Source organism: Curtobacterium sp. JUb34 (genome assembly GCF_003755065.1).
Taxonomy (GTDB): domain Bacteria; phylum Actinomycetota; class Actinomycetes; order Actinomycetales; family Microbacteriaceae; genus Curtobacterium.
In genome coordinates, this window is the sequence record NZ_RJVH01000002.1 from 285,813 (window position 1) to 302,794 (window position 16,982).

The 16,982-nt window shown below is 71.6% G+C and carries 15 protein-coding genes; all 15 read left to right on the plus strand.

The features are described from left to right. Positions 1-48: 48 nt before the first annotated feature. Complete coding sequence (locus EDF63_RS07820) at positions 49-984, plus strand: methionyl-tRNA formyltransferase (RefSeq protein ID WP_123312461.1); 936 nt, start codon at positions 49-51, stop codon at positions 982-984. Next, positions 981-2,546 carry an RsmB/NOP family class I SAM-dependent RNA methyltransferase gene (locus EDF63_RS07825; RefSeq protein ID WP_123312463.1) on the plus strand — a complete coding sequence of 522 codons (1,566 nt, stop codon included), beginning with the start codon at positions 981-983 and terminating at the stop codon, positions 2,544-2,546. The genes EDF63_RS07820 and EDF63_RS07825 overlap by 4 nt, the downstream gene beginning before the upstream one ends. 47 nt (positions 2,547-2,593) lie before the next feature. Further along, complete coding sequence (gene rpe / locus EDF63_RS07830) at positions 2,594-3,253, plus strand: ribulose-phosphate 3-epimerase (RefSeq protein ID WP_123312466.1); 660 nt, start codon at positions 2,594-2,596, stop codon at positions 3,251-3,253. A gap of 59 nt (positions 3,254-3,312) precedes the next feature. Then, positions 3,313-3,576 (plus strand): phosphoribosyl-ATP diphosphatase, encoded by a 264-nt coding sequence (locus EDF63_RS07835; RefSeq protein WP_123313091.1) that lies wholly within the window; start codon positions 3,313-3,315, stop codon positions 3,574-3,576. Between the two features lie 69 nt (positions 3,577-3,645). Further along, positions 3,646-4,485: an ATP phosphoribosyltransferase gene (gene hisG / locus EDF63_RS07840; RefSeq protein ID WP_123312468.1), complete on the plus strand. Its 840-nt coding sequence runs from the start codon at positions 3,646-3,648 to the stop codon at positions 4,483-4,485. After that, complete coding sequence (gene hisF, locus EDF63_RS07845; protein WP_260233020.1) at positions 4,482-5,267, plus strand: imidazole glycerol phosphate synthase subunit HisF; 786 nt, start codon at positions 4,482-4,484, stop codon at positions 5,265-5,267. Before hisG ends, hisF begins: the two co-directional genes overlap by 4 nt. 51 nt (positions 5,268-5,318) lie before the next feature. Then, complete coding sequence (hisI, locus tag EDF63_RS07850) at positions 5,319-5,741, plus strand: phosphoribosyl-AMP cyclohydrolase (RefSeq protein ID WP_123312469.1); 423 nt, start codon at positions 5,319-5,321, stop codon at positions 5,739-5,741. Next, entirely contained in the window at positions 5,738-7,282 is a 1,545-nt protein-coding gene (locus tag EDF63_RS07855) for an anthranilate synthase component I (RefSeq protein ID WP_123312471.1), read from the plus strand. The genes hisI and EDF63_RS07855 overlap by 4 nt, the downstream gene beginning before the upstream one ends. Further along, complete coding sequence (locus tag EDF63_RS07860) at positions 7,279-7,944, plus strand: Trp biosynthesis-associated membrane protein (RefSeq protein WP_123312472.1); 666 nt, start codon at positions 7,279-7,281, stop codon at positions 7,942-7,944. The genes EDF63_RS07855 and EDF63_RS07860 overlap by 4 nt, the downstream gene beginning before the upstream one ends. Continuing rightward, positions 7,941-8,180 (plus strand): HGxxPAAW family protein, encoded by a 240-nt coding sequence (locus EDF63_RS18645; RefSeq protein WP_185021341.1) that lies wholly within the window; start codon positions 7,941-7,943, stop codon positions 8,178-8,180. Before EDF63_RS07860 ends, EDF63_RS18645 begins: the two co-directional genes overlap by 4 nt. 16 nt (positions 8,181-8,196) lie before the next feature. Next, a complete protein-coding gene (gene trpC, locus EDF63_RS07870; RefSeq protein WP_123313093.1) occupies positions 8,197-8,982 on the plus strand; it encodes an indole-3-glycerol phosphate synthase TrpC in 786 nt (261 codons plus the stop codon). Between the two features lie 64 nt (positions 8,983-9,046). Next, complete coding sequence (trpB, locus tag EDF63_RS07875) at positions 9,047-10,261, plus strand: tryptophan synthase subunit beta (protein WP_123312475.1); 1,215 nt, start codon at positions 9,047-9,049, stop codon at positions 10,259-10,261. After that, the gene (gene trpA / locus EDF63_RS07880; RefSeq protein ID WP_123312477.1) at positions 10,258-11,052 is read left to right on the plus strand and encodes a tryptophan synthase subunit alpha; all 795 of its coding nucleotides are present in this window, start codon (positions 10,258-10,260) and stop codon (positions 11,050-11,052) included. The genes trpB and trpA overlap by 4 nt, the downstream gene beginning before the upstream one ends. Before the next feature lie 98 nt (positions 11,053-11,150). Beyond that, complete coding sequence (lgt, locus tag EDF63_RS07885; protein WP_260233021.1) at positions 11,151-12,149, plus strand: prolipoprotein diacylglyceryl transferase; 999 nt, start codon at positions 11,151-11,153, stop codon at positions 12,147-12,149. A 202-nt stretch (positions 12,150-12,351) separates the two neighbouring features. Continuing rightward, positions 12,352-16,869 (plus strand): glutamate synthase large subunit, encoded by a 4,518-nt coding sequence (gltB, locus tag EDF63_RS07890; protein WP_123313094.1) that lies wholly within the window; start codon positions 12,352-12,354, stop codon positions 16,867-16,869. Positions 16,870-16,982: the final 113 nt, after the last annotated feature.

Consider the following 16,982-nt stretch of genomic DNA (forward strand, 5'->3'; position numbering starts at 1 on the left):
CCCGGTTCGGGTCAGTCCGGCGAGCGCGCTCGTGGGAGGATCGAACCCATGCGTCTCGTCGTCGCCGGCAGCCCCGCTGCGGCCGTCCCCACCCTCCGTCGCCTGGCGGCGTCCGACCACGAGATCGCCGCGGTCCTCACGCGTCCGCCGACACCGCAGGGCCGGAAGCGCGTGCTGACGCCGACACCGGTCGCGCAGGTCGCCGCGGAGCTCGGACTGCCCGTCATCGAGGCGAGCCGCGTCGACGCCGACGTCACCGCGCGCATCGCCGACCTCGACGTCGACCTCGGCGTCATCGTCGCCTACGGGGCGTTGCTCCGACGCCCCGCGCTCGACGCCCCGCGACTCGGCTGGGTCAACCTGCACTTCTCCGACCTGCCGGCGTACCGCGGCGCCGCGCCGGTCCAGCGGGCCGTGATGGCAGGGGACACCCGCACCGCCGCGTCCGTCTTCCAGCTCGTCGAGGCGCTCGACGCCGGCCCGGTGTACGCCGCCGACCCGTTCGACATCGACCCGGAGGCGACCTCCGGCGAGGTCCTCGCCGCCATGGCCGAGTCCGGCGCCGAGACGGTCGCCCGGGTGGTCGACGACATCGCCGCCGGCGCGGCCGTCGCGACCGAGCAGACCGGTGCGCCGACGCTCGCGCCGAAGCTCACGATCGACGACGGGCGCATCGACTTCGGTGCTCCGGCGACCGTCGTGCACGCCCGCCTGCGCGGGGTCACCCCCGAGCCCGGCGCGTACGCCCACCTCGGCGAGACCCGGGTGAAGCTGCTCCGCAGCAACCGCCTGACGGGAGGCACGGGGGACCCCGCCCCGCAGCTCGCGCCCGGTGCGCTGGCACTCCACGGCGGCCGGCTGCTGGTCGGGACCGCCGACACCCCGCTGGCGCTGCTCGAGGTGCAGCCGGCCGGCAAGAAGGCGATGGACGCCGCAGCCTGGGCCCGCGGCCTGGGTGAACTGGACGGGAAGGTCCTCGCATGAGCCAGCCGACGAACACCCGCCGCGGCCCGCGCCCCGCGAACGCCCGACGTGTCGCGTTCGACGTGCTCCGTGCCGTCCAGGTCGACGACGCCTACGCGAACCTGCTGCTGCCGACCCGCATCCGCCGTGCCGGCCTCACCGCCCGCGACGCCGCGTTCGCGACCGAGCTCACCTACGGCTCGATCCGGATGCTCGGCCGCTACGACGTCATCATCGCGCTGGCCTCCGGTCGTCGGCCCGAGAACATCGAGGCCGACGTCCTCGACGTCATGCGGCTCGGCGCCCACCAGCTGCTCGCGATGCGCACCCCGACGCACGCCGCGGTCGACGCCACGGTCGAGCTCGCGCGCGAGGTCGGTGCCCGCCGCGCAACCGGCTTCGTGAACGCCGTGATGCGCAAGATCGCGGCGCGCACCGACGCGGAGTGGGACGCGCAGATCACCGCGGGCCGTGGCGGCGACGCGCTGCTCGCCACCCGGTGGTCGCACCCGGTCTGGGTCGTCTCGGCACTGCGCGACGCCCTGGCCGCCGAACGCTCCCGCGACGAGCTCGCCGCCCTGCTCGCCGCCGACAACGCTGCGCCCCGGGTGCAGCTCGCCGCGCTGCCCGGGCTCGCCACCGACGAGGACATCGCCACCGCGACCGCGCGCACGGTGCCCGACGCAGACGAGGACGCCGCTGCCGCGTTCGCCGACGCGACCGGTACGGACGACGTCCCCGCGGCCCTGGTGCCGGCCGACGACGAACCGGAGGCCGACGGCGCGACCGGCACCGTGCCTCCCGTCCGGACCGCCGACCCCGTGCCGGACGCCGACGCCCTGCCGGTCTCGCCCGTCGGGATCCGGGGCATCTCCGGTGACCCCGCGCGCGTGCCGGGCGTCGCCGCCGGTCGCCTGCGCGTGCAGGACGAGGGCTCGCAGCTCGCCGCCCTCGCGCTGAGCCGGTCGTCCGAGGTCCGCGCGGGGGAGCGCTGGCTCGACATGTGCGCCGGCCCCGGCGGCAAGGCCGCGCTGCTCGCCGCCGAGGCGCAGCAGGGCGGTGCGACCCTCGTCGCGAACGAGCTCGTGCCGGCGCGCGCCGGACTCGTGCGGAACGCGCTCGGCGTGTTCGGCGACCACGTCCGCGTCGTCGAGGGCGACGCGAGGCGCTACGGCCGTGACGGCACCGGCATGACGTTCGACCGCATCCTGCTCGACGCCCCGTGCACGGGCCTCGGCGCCCTGCGTCGTCGGCCGGAGGCGCGCTGGCGGAAGACCCCCGAGGACGTCCAGGAGCTCGCGGCACTGCAGACCGAGCTGCTCGACGCCGCGGTCCGGGTGCTCGCACCGGGCGGGACGCTCGCGTACGTGACGTGCTCGCCGCACCTGGCCGAGACGCGCGGGCAGGTCGACGCGCTGATGGGGCGGCACGGCGACGTGCTCGAGCAGCTCGAGACCGCGTCGATCGTCCGCGGGGTCGCCGCTCGCGACCCGGAGATCGCGGACGGGAACACGGCGCAGCTCTGGCCGCACCGGGTCGGGACGGACGCGATGTTCATCGCGTTGTTCCGCCGCGTGGGCTGAGCGTCGCGCCGGGCCGGGTGTCGGCCACGCGCCGGTAGGCTTGCCGGGTGACGATCCGCATCTCGCCGAGCATCCTGTCCGCCGACTTCGCGAACCTCGAGCGTGAACTCCACCGCATCGAGACCGCCGACCTGGTGCACGTCGACGTGATGGACAACCACTTCGTACCGAACCTCACGCTCGGCCTGCCGATCGTCGAGCGCCTGCAGCAGGTGTCCCCGGTGCCGCTCGACGTGCACCTCATGGTGACCGACGCCGACGTCAACGCGCCGAAGTACGCCGAGACCGGTGCGTCGAGCGTCACGTTCCACTTCGAGGCAGCCGACGACCCGGTGGCGACCGCCGCCGCGATCCGGTCGAACGGCGCCCGCGCGGCCGTCGCCGTGAAGCCGGGCACCCCGATCACGCAGGTGCTGCACCACCTCGACGCCTACGACATGATCCTGCTCATGACCGTCGAGCCCGGGTTCGGCGGCCAGTCCTTCATGCCGTCCGTGATGCCGAAGCTCGCCGACGCCCGTGCGGCGGTGGACGCCTCCGGGCTCGACGTGTGGCTCGAGGTCGACGGCGGCATCTCGGTGGACACCGTGCCCGAGGCCGTGCGCAGCGGCGCCGACACGCTCGTCGCGGGGTCGGCCGTCTACGGCGGTGAACCCGCCCAGCGCATCACCGACCTGCGCGAAGCGGCTGCCCGGGCGCGGGCATGAGCGCGCCCCGTCCGGACGGTACGTCGGAAGCGTCAGCGGAGACCGGTAGCCTGGACCGCGTGAAGACGTTCGACGACCTGTTCCAGGAGCTCACCGAGAAGGCGCGCACGCGCCCCGAGGGCTCCGGCACCGTCGCCGAACTGGACGCCGGCGTGCACCAGATCGGCAAGAAGATCGTGGAAGAAGCAGCCGAGGTCTGGATGGCGGCCGAGTACGAGGGCGACGAGCGCACCTCGGAGGAGATCTCGCAGCTCCTGTACCACCTGCAGGTGCTCATGGTCGCGAAGGGGCTGTCCCCGGCGGACATCTGGCGACATCTGTAGGACGAGCCGGGCATCGCCCGTGCACCGACCTCGATCCGTCATGCTCCCGACCAGAAAGCAGACCTCCTGATGCTCCGCATCGCCGTGCCCAACAAGGGTTCCCTGTCCGAGACCGCGTCCGACATGCTGCGCGAGGCCGGGTACGCCGGTCGGCGTGACCCGAAGGCGCTGCACCTGCTCGACGAGCGCAACGGTGTCGAGTTCTTCTTCCTCCGCCCGCGCGACATCGCGACGTACGTCGGTTCCGGTGCGCTCGACGTCGGCATCACCGGGCGCGACCTGCTGCTCGACTCCGGATCCGAGGCGCACGAGGTCGACGCGCTCGGCTTCGCGGACTCCACCTTCCGGTTCGCCGGCACGCCGGGCCGCTTCAGCACCCTGCAGGACCTCGACGGGGTCCGCGTCGCGACGAGCTACCCGGGCCTGGTGGGGGACTTCCTCACCCGCCACGGCGTGACCGCCACGCTCGTCAAGCTCGACGGCGCGGTCGAGAGCGCCGTGCGCCTCGGGGTCGCCGACGCCGTGGCCGACGTCGTGTCGACGGGCAGCACGCTGCGACAGGCCGGCCTCGAGATCTTCGGCCCGGTCATCCTCGAGTCGACGGCACTGCTGGTGTCGACCGACGAGACGATCCCCGGCATCGACGTGCTCCGTCGTCGGCTGCAGGGCGTGCTCGTCGCCCGCGGCTACGTCATGCTCGACTACGACATCCCGACCGCCCTGCTCGAGCAGGCGACGGCGGTCGCCTCCGGCATCGAGTCGCCGACGGTGTCGCCGCTGCACGGCCGCGACTGGTCCGCGGTGCGCGTGATGATCCCGCGCGACGACGCGAACCTGATCATGGACGCCCTGTACGACCTCGGCGCCCGTGCGATCCTCGTCAGCCCGATCCACGCGGCCCGACTGTGACCGCGGCAGCCACGGCGCTCGGCGGCGTGGCCGTCCGGGTCATCCCGTGCCTCGACGTCAAGGGCGGCCGGGTCGTCAAGGGCGTCAACTTCCTCGACCTGCAGGACGCCGGTGACCCCGTCGAGCTCGCCGCCCGCTACTACGAGCAGGGTGCCGACGAGCTGACCTTCCTCGACGTGGGCGCCACGGTCGAGAACCGCGCCACGATGTACGACACGGTCACCCGCACCGCCGAGCAGGTCTTCATCCCGCTCACGGTGGGCGGCGGCGTCCGCTCCGTCGACGACGTGTCCCGCCTGCAGCAGTGCGGCGCGGACAAGATCGGCGTGAACAGCGCCGCGATCGCCCGGCCCGACCTGGTCGGCGAGATCGCCGACCGTTTCGGCGCGCAGGCCGTCGTGCTGTCGCTCGACGTCAAGCGCTCCGACCGGACCGCGTCCGGCTTCGTGGTCACCACGCACGGCGGCCGCACCGAGACGGACATCGACGCGATCGCCTGGGCGCGTGACGCCGTCGAGCGCGGCGCGGGGGAGCTGCTCGTCAACTCCATCGACGCGGACGGCACGAAGAACGGGTTCGACCTCGAACTCGTGACCGCGGTGCGCTCGGTCGCGCGCGTCCCGGTCATCGCCTCGGGAGGCGCGGGTCGGGTCGAGCACTTCGCCCCCGCCGTCGACGCGGGTGCGGATGCCCTCCTCGCCGCGTCCGTCTTCCACCGTGGCGAGATGACGGTGGGCGACGTCAAGGCCGCGCTGCGCGCGACCGGCCACGCCGTCCGCTGAAGCGCCGAACCGCCGCCTTCCGCCGATCCGCCGCCGTAGGCTAGGAGTCTCATGACCGACAGCACCAGCACCGACACCGAGGCGGTCCTCGACCGCGCACGTTTCGGTGCGGACGGGCTGCTCCCCGCCATCGTGCAAGAGGAGTCGTCGAAGGACGTCCTCATGCTCGGGTACATGGACCGGGAAGCGCTCCGCCGCACCCTCACCGAGGGGCGCGTGACCTTCTGGTCGCGGTCGCGGAACGAGTACTGGCGGAAGGGCGACACCTCGGGGCACGCCCAGTACGTGCGCGGTGCCGCGCTGGACTGCGACGACGACACGCTCCTCGTCACGGTGCAGCAGGTCGGGGCCGCGTGCCACACCGGTGCGCACCGGTGCTTCGACGTCGACCCGCTCGCGCCCGTGACCGCATCTGCGCCGACGGACGCGACCGCGTCTGCCCCGGCCGAGACGGCAGTGGAGGCGACCCGATGACGACCGCGACGATCTCCGACGCGCCGCACACGACCTCCCGGCCGGAGTTCGACGCCGTGCTGGGCGACCACCGTGTCGTCCCGGTGGTGCGCGCGCTGTACGCCGACAGCGAGACGCCGGTCGGCGTCTACCGCAAGCTCGCCGACGGCCGTCCCGGGTCGTTCCTGCTCGAGTCCGCCGGCCAGGGCGGCCTCTGGTCGCGCTGGTCGTTCGTCGGCGTGCGGAGCTTCGGCGTCCTGACGCAGGACGGCGACCGCGCCGCCTGGATCGACACCGGCATCGACGCCGAGCGCGCCGTCGGATCGCTCGACGGCGAACCGCTCGAGGTCCTCGCGCGCCTGCACGAGCGCTGGGCCACTCCGCGGGTGCCCGGCTCGCCGCCGCTCGTCGGCGGGACCGTCGGGTTCATCGGCTGGGAGGCCGTCCGCCAGCTGGAGCACCTGCCGAACGTGCCGCCGGCCGACTTCGACGTGCCCGGACAGGCGCTGTCGTTCGTCTCCGAGCTCGTCGCGCTCGACCACCGCACGGGTCTCGTCCTGCTCGTCGCGAGCGTGCTCAACGACGGCACCGACGACGCCGACACCCTGTGGGCCGACGCGCAGCGCCGCCTCGACCGCCTGCAGGCCGACCTGGTGCAGCCGAGCGTCGCGACCGTCGCCGAGGCCTTCGAGATCGCCGAGCCGACGCCGACGCACCGCTCCACGCCGGACGAGTACATGGCCGCGGTCGAGCGCTCCAAGGAGTTCATCCGCGACGGCGACGTGTTCCAGGTCGTCGTCTCGCAGCGGTTCGACCACGAGGTGACGGCCGACCCGCTCGACGTGTACCGCGTGCTCCGGACCCTGAACCCGAGTCCCTACATGTACTTCCTCGCGCTGGCGGACACCGCCGACGAGCGCTACTGGATCGTCGGCGCCTCGCCCGAGGCGCTGGTGAAGGTGCAGTCCGGCCGCGCCATCACGCACCCGATCGCCGGGTCGCGCCCGCGCGGTGCGACCCCGGAGGAGGACGTCCGGTTCGGCGACGACCTGCTCGACGACCCGAAGGAGCGCGCCGAGCACCTGATGCTCGTCGACCTGGCCCGCAACGACCTGCAGAAGGTCTGCGAGCCCGGCAGCGTCGCGGTCACCGAGTTCATGACGGTCGAGCGGTTCAGCCACATCATGCACCTGGTGTCGAGCGTCGAGGGTGCGGTGCGGCCGGGGATGACCGCCATCGACGTGTTCCGGGCGACGTTCCCGGCGGGCACGCTGTCGGGCGCGCCGAAGCCCCGCGCGCTGGAGATCATCGACGAGCTCGAACCGGCGAAGCGCGGTGCCTACGCCGGGGTCGTCGGGTACTTCGACTTCGCCGGCGACGCGGACATCGCGATCGCGATCCGGACCGCCCTCATCAAGGACGGCGTGGCGCGCGTGCAGGCGGGCGCCGGCCTGGTGGCCGACTCCGACCCCGCGACCGAGCACGAGGAGACCATCAACAAGGCGGCCGCACCGCTGCGGGCCGTCGCCACGGCGAACCTGATGCGCGAGGTGCGCTCGTGAAGCGCTCGCGCCCGATCGTCGTCGTCGCCGGGCTGCTCGTCGCCGGCGTCATCATGCTCTCGTGGACGCAGACCTGGTTCACGGTGGACCTGCACGCTGGTGCTGCGGTCACCTCGACGGTCGACGCCGACGGAGCCGCGGTGGTGCCGCAGTACACCGCCCTGGCGATCGCGAGCCTGGCGCTGTTCCTCGCGATGACGATCGCGGGCCGGGTCCTGCGCGTCGTGCTCGCGTGCGTCGAGATCCTGCTCGGCGTCGGCGTCGTGGTCAGCGGCATCACCGCCCTCGGCGACCCGATCGCCGCCGCGAAGGGTGCGGTCGGCGAGGTGGCCGGGGTCAGCGACCTGGCCGCCGTGCGCCGTGTCGTGTCCGGAGTGGACGTGTCGCTCTGGCCGGCCGTCGGGATCGTGGGTGGCGTGCTCGCCGTGCTGCTCGGCATCGTCGTCATCGTGGTGCAGCGTGCCTGGCCCGGACCGAGCCGGAAGTACGGCGCGGCCACGGCCGGCGCTGCGGCCGACGCCCGCGCGAAGGCACCGGTCGAGCGGGACGCCGTCGTGGACTGGGACGACCTCAGTGCTGGGGTCGACCCGACCGCCGGCACGGTAGGATCGGATGGGCGTCGGTCGACCGACGACGCCGGAGCAGAACGAGGAGCACCGTGAGCAACACTGAGCCCGCAGAACTCGGCGAAGGCCACTCGCCGGCCGCCTGGACCGCCGTCGTGATCATGCTGATCGGATTCGCGGCAGGCACGCTGTTCTTCTGGTTCGACCAGGCGTGGGGCGTCTGGGCCTCTGCCGCGGTCGTCGTCATCGGGCTGGTCATCGGCGCGGTCATGGCGAAGGCGGGCTACGGCGTCAACGGTCCGAAGTACGTCGCCAAGCACCACGCCGAGTAGGACTCGCATGCCGAACGTGCTCGAGACCCTCGTCGCGGGCGCGCTCGAGGACGCCGCCGCCCGTCGTGTCGACCGTCCCTACTCGGACGTCGAACGTGACCTCGACCGGGTGGCGTCGCCGCTCGACGCCCTCGCGTTCCTCGCCCCCGGCGACCGGGTGAAGATCCTCGCCGAGGTCAAACGCGCCAGCCCGTCCCGCGGCTCGATGGCCCCGATCGAGGACCCGGCCGCACTCGCTGCCGACTACGAGCGCGGCGGCGCGTCGACGATCAGCGTCCTGACCGAGGGGCGCAAGTTCCTCGGCAGCCTCGCCGACCTCGAAGCCGTCAAGGCCCGTGTCGGCGTCCCCGTCCTGCGCAAGGACTTCATCGCCGACCCGTACCAGGTCGTCGAGGCACGGGCTGCCGGCGCCGACGTGGTGCTGCTCATCGTGGCAGCACTCGAGCAGCAGCAGCTGGTCGAGCTCCACACGCTGGCCGAAGAGCTCGGCATGCGCGTGCTGGTCGAGGCGCACTCCGCCGACGAGGTCTCCCGCGGCCTCGACGCCGGCGCGCGGATCCTCGGCGTCAACGCGCGCGACCTCACCGACTTCTCGCTCGACCGCGACCTGTTCGGGTCCCTCGCCGACCGCATCCCCGACGGGGTCGTGCGCGTCGCGGAGTCCGCCGTGGCGGGTCCCGACGACGTCGCCCACTACCGCGCCGCGGGTGCCGACGTCGTCCTCGTCGGGGAAGCGCTGGTCACCGGTGCCGACCCCGCCACCACCCTCGCGTCGTTCATCGAGGCCGCCGACCGCGGCTGAACGTTCCACCCGTCCGACCATCGGCCCAGCCCGGTGCGTCGGACTCGTCCCGGGAAGACCCATCGTGACCTCACTCCGCGACCTGCACGGCCCCTACTTCGGTGACTTCGGGGGACGCTTCGTCCCCGAGTCGCTCGTCCTCGCGCTCGACGAGCTCGAGGCAGCCTTCCGCACGGCCTGGGCCGACCCGGCGTTCCGTGCGGAACTCGACGAGCTCCAGCGCGACTACACCGGGCGTCCGTCGATCATCACCGAGGTGCCGCGGTTCGCGAAGCACGCCGGCGGTGCCCGGGTGATCCTCAAGCGCGAGGACCTCAACCACACCGGTTCGCACAAGATCAACAACGTGCTCGGCCAGGCGCTCGTGGCCCGACGGCTCGGCAAGACCCGCCTCATCGCGGAGACCGGTGCCGGACAGCACGGCGTGGCCACCGCGACCGCCGCGGCGCTGTTCGGCATGGACTGCGTCGTGTACATGGGTGCCGTGGACACCGAGCGCCAGGCGCTCAACGTCGCCAGGATGCGGTTGCTCGGTGCCGAGGTGATCCCGGTCGAGACCGGATCGCGCACCCTCAAGGACGCCATCAACGAGGCACTCCGCGACTGGGTGGCGAACGTCGATTCGACCCACTACCTGCTCGGCACGGTCGCCGGCCCGCACCCGTTCCCGGAGATGGTGCGCGAGTTCCACAAGGTGATCGGCGAAGAGGCCCGCCAGCAGGTCCTCGACCGCGTCGGCCGTCTGCCGGACGCCGTCGCCGCGTGCGTCGGTGGCGGCTCGAACGCGATGGGCATCTTCGAGGCGTTCCTCGACGACGAGTCCGTCGCGCTGCACGGCTTCGAGGCCGGCGGCGACGGCGTCGAGACCGGTCGGCACGCCGCGAGCATCACCCTCGGACGCGAAGGCGTCCTGCAGGGTGCGAAGTCGTACCTCATGCAGGACGAGGACGGCCAGACCATCGAGAGCCACAGCATCTCCGCCGGGCTCGACTACCCGAGCGTCGGGCCGGAGCACGCCTACCTGGCGTCGATCGGCCGTGCGAAGTACGCGCCGATCACCGACACCGAGGCAATGGAGGCGTTCCGTCTGCTCAGCCAGACCGAGGGCATCATCCCCGCGATCGAGTCGTCGCACGCCCTGGCGGGTGCGATCAAGCTCGGCAAGGAGCTCGGCCCCGAGGGCGTCGTGCTCGTGAACCTGTCCGGCCGTGGTGACAAGGACGTCGCGTCCGCCAGTCGCTACTTCGGCATCCTCGACGAGAACGCGGTGCAGCTGTGACCACGAACCAGACCGTCGCCACGACGATCGACACCGCCAACGCCGAGCGTGCCGGTGCCGTCGTCGGCTACCTGCCCGCCGGCTACCCCGACGTGCAGACCAGTGTCGACGCCGCCGTCGCCCTCGCCGAGAACGGCGTGGACGTCATCGAGCTCGGCCTGCCGTACTCCGACCCCGTCATGGACGGCCCCGTCATCCAGCGTGCGGCGGAGGAGAGCCTGGCGAACGGCTTCCGGGTCGCGCAGGTCTTCGACGCCGTGCACCAGATCACCGAGCGCGCGGACGTGCCGGTGCTCGTGATGACGTACTGGAACCCGGTGCTCCGCTACGGCGTGGACCGGTTCGCCGACGACCTCGTCGCCGCGGGTGCCGCGGGCCTCATCACGCCCGACCTGATCCCCGATGAAGCCACCGAGTGGATGTCGTCGTCGGAGCGGACCGGACTCGACCGTGTCTTCCTCGCGGCACCGTCCTCCTCCGACGCGCGGATGCAGCAGGCGGTGGCGGCCAGCCGCGGCTTCGTCTACGCCGTGTCGACGATGGGCGTCACCGGAGCGCGCGCCGGCGTCGACGTCGCTGCGCGCACCGTGGTCTCCCGACTCCGCGACGCCGGCGTCGCACGCACCTGCGTCGGGCTCGGCATCTCGACCGCCGAGCAGGTCGCCGAGGTGCTCGAGTACGCGGACGGTGCGATCGTCGGCTCGGCGTTCGTGCGGGCCCTGGCCGACCTCGGCGTGCAGGGGGTCGCCGACCGCGCCGCCGACCTCACCACCGGCGCCCGCCGCTCCTAGTCCAGTTCCTGGCGGGCCCACGACCCGCGCTACAGTGAGCGGGGCCGACGACACGTCGACACCGCGCCCCGTCAGTTCCGAAAGGCGACCGTTCCTCCATGCCCCTCCTGAGCATCCCGAGCCCGAGCACCGCCTGGCAGTACTTCGACCTGACCGCCTGGCTGCGCGACGCGTTCGGTTGGTCGCTGCCGCTCGACTTCCGCATCCACGCCTACGCGATCTGCATCCTGCTCGGGATCGTCGCCGCGGTGCTGCTCGCCAACCGTCGCCTCAACGCACGCGGGGTGGAGCGCTGGATCATCATCGACATCGCGATCTGGGCGGTGCCCGCCGGGATCATCGGTGGTCGGCTCTTCCACGTGTTCACGCACGTGTCCGACTACTTCGGCCCCGGCATCGACCCGCTGTCCTTCCTGTACATCTGGGAGGGCGGGCTCGCCATCTTCGGTGCCCTGATCCTCGGGTCCGTCGGCGCGTGGATCGGCTGCCGACAGGTCGGTCTGCAGTTCACGTCCTTCATCGACGCGGTCGTGCCCGGGGTGCTGCTGGCGCAGGCGTTCGGCCGGCTCGGCAACTACTTCAACCACGAGCTCTTCGGCATGCCGACCAGCCTGCCCTGGGGTCTGCAGATCGAGTCGACGAACGCCGCGTTCCCGAAGGGCCTGCCCGAGGGCACGCTGTTCCACCCGACGTTCCTGTACGAGATCATCTGGAACGTCCTGGGCGTCGTCGTCATCCTGCTGCTCGACCGCAAGTTCACGCTGCAGTGGGGCAAGGTCCTCGCCCTGTACCTGATCTGGTACGGGGTCGGCCGGTCGTTCCTCGAGTCGATCCGCGTCGACACCAGCGAAACGTTCGCGGGCATCCGCACGAACGTCTGGATGTCCTTCGCCGCCATCCTGCTCGGCATCGTCATCTTCATCGTGCAGACCCGTCGGCACACCGGCAAGGAGCCGAGCCCGTACCTGCCCGGTCGCGAGCCGCGTCCGAAGTCCGATGTAGACTCCGACGACACCTTCTCGGAGCACGAGGGCGACGACGACGACCTCGTGGTCCAGGGCTCCGGAGCGGTCACGACTCCCACTGATCGCGCCTAGGAGCACCCTCCCCGCCACAAGCGGGGCACGGGCACCAGTCCCGCCCCGTCCGGGCGGAACGCACCACCGGGCCACCGCTGTCCCTGTTCCACTTCCTCGTGAGGACGGTTCCCCCATGGCGCTCCAGCCACTCCAGCCCTCGGCACCGAAGAACCTCGTGCCGGCGCACCGTCGGTTCTCGGCGATCCCCGACGCCACCGGCATGTACGACCCGGCGAACGAGAAGGACGCCTGCGGTCTCGCGATGGTCGCGACACTGCGCGGGACGCCCGGCCACGACATCGTCGACGCCGCGCTCGGCGCCCTCCGCAACCTCGAGCACCGCGGTGCCGTCGGTTCGGACGCGGGCACCGGCGACGGCGCAGGCATCCTGTGCCAGGTGCCGGACGAGTTCCTGCGCGCCGTGGTGCCGTTCGACCTGCCGGCGGCGGGGGAGTACGCGGTCGGTACCGCCTACCTGCCGAAGGACGAGGGCGACCGGCACGCGGCGAAGGGCGCCGTCGAGCGGCTCGCACGCGAAGAGGGCCTGAAGGTCCTCGGCTGGCGTGAGGTCCCGGTGCGCCCCGACGTGCTCGGCACCCTGGCCCGTGCCGCCATGCCCGCGTTCGAGCAGCTGTTCGTCGCCTCGGTGCGGCACGACGTGCACGGCGCGTCGTGGAGCGGCATCGCACTGGACCGCCAGACCTTCCGTCTCCGCAAGCGCGCCGAGCACGCGAACGACCTGTACTTCATGTCGCTGTCGAGCCGCACCATGGTCTACAAGGGCATGGTCACGACGCTGCAGCTCGAGCCGTTCTACCCGGACCTCAGTGACGAGCGCTTCGCCTCGAAGCTCGCGATCGTGCACTCGCGATACTCCACCAACACCTTCCCGTCGTGGCCGCTCGCCCAGCCGTTCCGGACGATCGCGCACAACGGCGAGATCAACACGGTGCGCGGGAACCGCAACTGGATGCGCGCACGGCAGTCCCAGCTCGAGAGCGAACTGCTCGGCGACATGGCTCCGCTGCTGCCGATCGTGAGCCCCGGTGCGAGCGACTCGGCGTCGTTCGACGAGGTCCTCGAGCTCCTCACCCTGACCGGCCGGACGTTGCCGCACGCGGTGTCGATGATGGTGCCGGAGGCCTGGGAGAACCAGGTCGGGATGGACCCGGAGCTCCGCGCGTTCTACGAGTACCACTCGATGCTCATGGAGCCGTGGGACGGTCCGGCCGCCATCACGTTCACCGACGGTTCGCTCGTCGGCGCGACGCTCGACCGCAACGGGCTGCGCCCCGGACGCTTCCTCGTCACCGACGACGGCCTCATCGTGATGGGGTCCGAGACCGGTGTCATCGACGTGCCCGCCGCGAAGGTCGTCCGCAAGGGGCGTCTGCGCCCCGGCCGGATGTTCCTGGTGGACACCGAGGCCGGCCGCATCATCGAGGACGACGAGGTCAAGCAGGGTCTGGCGTCGTCCGGACCGTGGGGCGAGTGGCTCGACCAGGGCCGCATCAACCTGAACGACCTGCCCGACCGTGAGCACATCGTGCACACCCCGGCATCGGTCACCCGTCGGCAGCGTGCGTTCGGGTACACCGAAGAAGAGGTCCGCATCCTGCTCCGCCCGATGGCGCAGGTCGGCGCGGAACCGCTCGGCGCGATGGGCTCCGACACCCCGATCGCCGTGCTCTCCCAGCGGCCGCGGCTGCTGTTCGACTACTTCACGCAGCAGTTCGCGCAGGTGACGAACCCGCCGCTCGACTCGATCCGCGAGCAGGTCATCACCTCGATGGGCATGGGCCTCGGTCCGGAGCGCAACCTCCTGTCGGCCGGGCCCGAGCACGCGAAGCAGATCACGCTCGACTTCCCGGTGATCGACAACGACCAGCTCGCCAAGGTGCAGCACTTCGAAACCGAGTCGGGTCGGCACCTGACCGTCACGATCAAGGGCCTGTACCGCGTCGACGCCGGCAAGAAGGCGATGCAGAAGCGCATCGCCGCGGTGTGCGACGAGGTCGACGCCGCGATCGAGTCGGGCAAGCAGTTCATCGTGCTGTCCGACCGCGACGGCAACGCCGAGCAGGCGCCCGTGCCGAGCCTGTTGCTCCTCGCCGCCGTGCACCACCACCTGATCCGCACCGAGCAGCGCATGAAGGTCGGTCTGATCGTCGAGGCCGGCGACGTGCGCGAGGTCCACCACGTGGCCACGCTCATCGGGTACGGCGCCTCGGCCATCAACCCGTACCTCGCGATGGAGACCTGCGAGAACCTGGTCCGGGCCGGCATGATCACGGGGATCACCCCGGAGCAGGCCGTCAAGAACGTGATCAAGGCGCTCGGCAAGGGCGTCCTCAAGATCATGTCGAAGATGGGCATCTCGACCGTGTCGAGCTACGCCGGTGCGCAGGCGTTCGAAGCAGTCGGGCTCAGCCAGGAGTTCGTCGACAAGTACTTCACCGGCACGTCGTCGATCCTCGGCGGCGTCGACATCGACGTCATCGCGAAGGAGAACGCCGAGCGGCACGCCCAGGCGTACCCGCAGGACGGCGCGGTGCTCTCGCACGAGCGGCTGCAGACCGGCGGCGAGTACCAGTGGCGTCGCGAGGGACCCCCGCACTTGTTCAACCCGGACACCGTCTTCCGGCTGCAGCACGCCACCCGTGCGCGCCGCTACGACATCTTCCGCGAGTACTCGAGCGCCGTGGACGACCAGTCCGAGGAGCTCATGACGCTCCGTGGGCTGTTCCGGTTCAAGCACGGGCTCCGCAAGCCCGTCGCGCTCGACGAGGTCGAGTCGATCGAGTCCATCGTCAAGCGCTTCAACACCGGCGCGATGTCGTACGGCTCCATCTCGAAGGAAGCCCACGAGACCCTCGCCATCGCGATGAACCGTCTGGGTGGTCGCTCGAACACGGGCGAGGGCGGCGAGGACGTCGACCGGCTGCTCGACCCCGAGCGCCGCAGCGCGATCAAGCAGGTCGCCTCCGGACGGTTCGGCGTGACGAGCATGTACCTCACCCACGCCACCGACATCCAGCTGAAGATGGCGCAGGGTGCGAAGCCGGGCGAGGGCGGCCAGCTGCCGCCGCAGAAGGTGTACCCGTGGGTCGCCCGCACCCGGCACGCCACGGCCGGCGTCGGCCTCATCTCGCCGCCGCCGCACCACGACATCTACTCGATCGAGGACCTCAAGCAGCTGATCTTCGACGTGAAGCGCGCCAACCCGGCCGCCCGCGTCCACGTCAAGCTCGTGAGCCAGTCCGGCATCGGTGCGGTCGCGGCCGGCGTGACGAAGGCCCTGGCCGACGTCGTGCTCGTGTCCGGCCACGACGGTGGAACGGGCGCGTCCCCGCTCAACTCGCTCAAGCACGCCGGCACCCCGTGGGAGATCGGTCTCGCCGAGACGCAGCAGACGCTCATGCTCAACGGCATGCGCGACCGCGTCGTCGTGCAGGTCGACGGTCAGATGAAGACCGGGCGCGACGTCGTCGTGGCGGCGCTCCTCGGCGCCGAGGAGTACGGCTTCGCCACCGCCCCGCTCGTCGTCGAGGGCTGCATCCTGATGCGGGTCTGCCACCTCGACACCTGCCCGGTGGGCGTCGCGACGCAGAACCCCGAGCTCCGCAAGCGTTTCTCCGGCAAGCCCGAGTTCGTCGTGAACTTCTTCGAGTTCATCGCGCAGGAAGTGCGGGAGCTCCTCGCCGAGCTCGGGTTCCGCACGCTCGACGAGGCGATCGGCCAGTCCGACGCGCTCGACGTCGACCGTGCCCTCGAGCACTGGAAGGCGTCCGGGCTGGACCTCGCGCCGGTGCTCGCCGGCCCGCACTTCGAGGCCGCCGAGCCGCGTCGCCACCAGCGCGAGCAGGACCACGAGCTCGAGCACCACTTCGACGTGGGCCTGATCCAGCAGACCGCCGACGTGCTCGACCACGGCGGCTCGATCGCCCTCGACCTGCCCATCCGCAACACCGAACGCGCGGTCGGCACGATGCTCGGCCACGAGGTCACGAAGCGGTACGGCGAGCACGGGCTGCCCAGCGGCTCGATCGACGTCACGCTGCGTGGTTCGGCCGGACAGTCGCTCGGCGCGTTCATGCCGGCCGGCATCACGCTGCGACTCGTCGGCGACAGCAACGACTACGTCGGCAAGGGCCTGTCCGGCGGCGAGATCATCGTGCGCCCCGACGCCGGTTCCGGCTTCGACCCGGCGCAGAACGTCATCGCCGGCAACGTGATCGGCTACGGCGCGACCCAGGGGAGCATGTTCATCCGCGGCATCGTGGGCGAGCGGTTCCTGGTGCGCAACTCGGGTGCGACCGCGGTGGTCGAGGGCGTCGGCGACCACGCGCTCGAGTACATGACCGGCGGCCTCGCCCTCATCCTGGGCGAGACCGGCCGCAACCTCGGCGCCGGCATGTCCGGCGGCACCGCGTACGTCCGCGGTCTGCGCGAGGAACACGTCAACACCGACGCGCTCGCGACCGGCGAGCTGCGACTCGAGGCACTGGACAGCGCCGACGTCGAGATCGTCACCGACCTGCTCACCCGGCACGCCGAGGAGACCGGTTCGACGCTGGCATCCGACCTGCTCGAGTCCGGCGACCTGAGCGACTTCGTCAAGGTGCTGCCGCGCGACTACGCAGCGGTGCTCGAGACCCGCCAGCGCGCCGTCGACGAGGGGCTCGACCCCGACGGCGACGTCGTGTGGAACCGAATCATGGAGGTGACCGGTGGCTGAACGTCACGCACGTCTGGAACCGGCAGCGCCCAACACGACCTCGGAGGTGACCGGTGGCTGAACGTCACGCACGTCTGGAACCGGCAGCGCCCAACACGACCTCGGAGGTGACC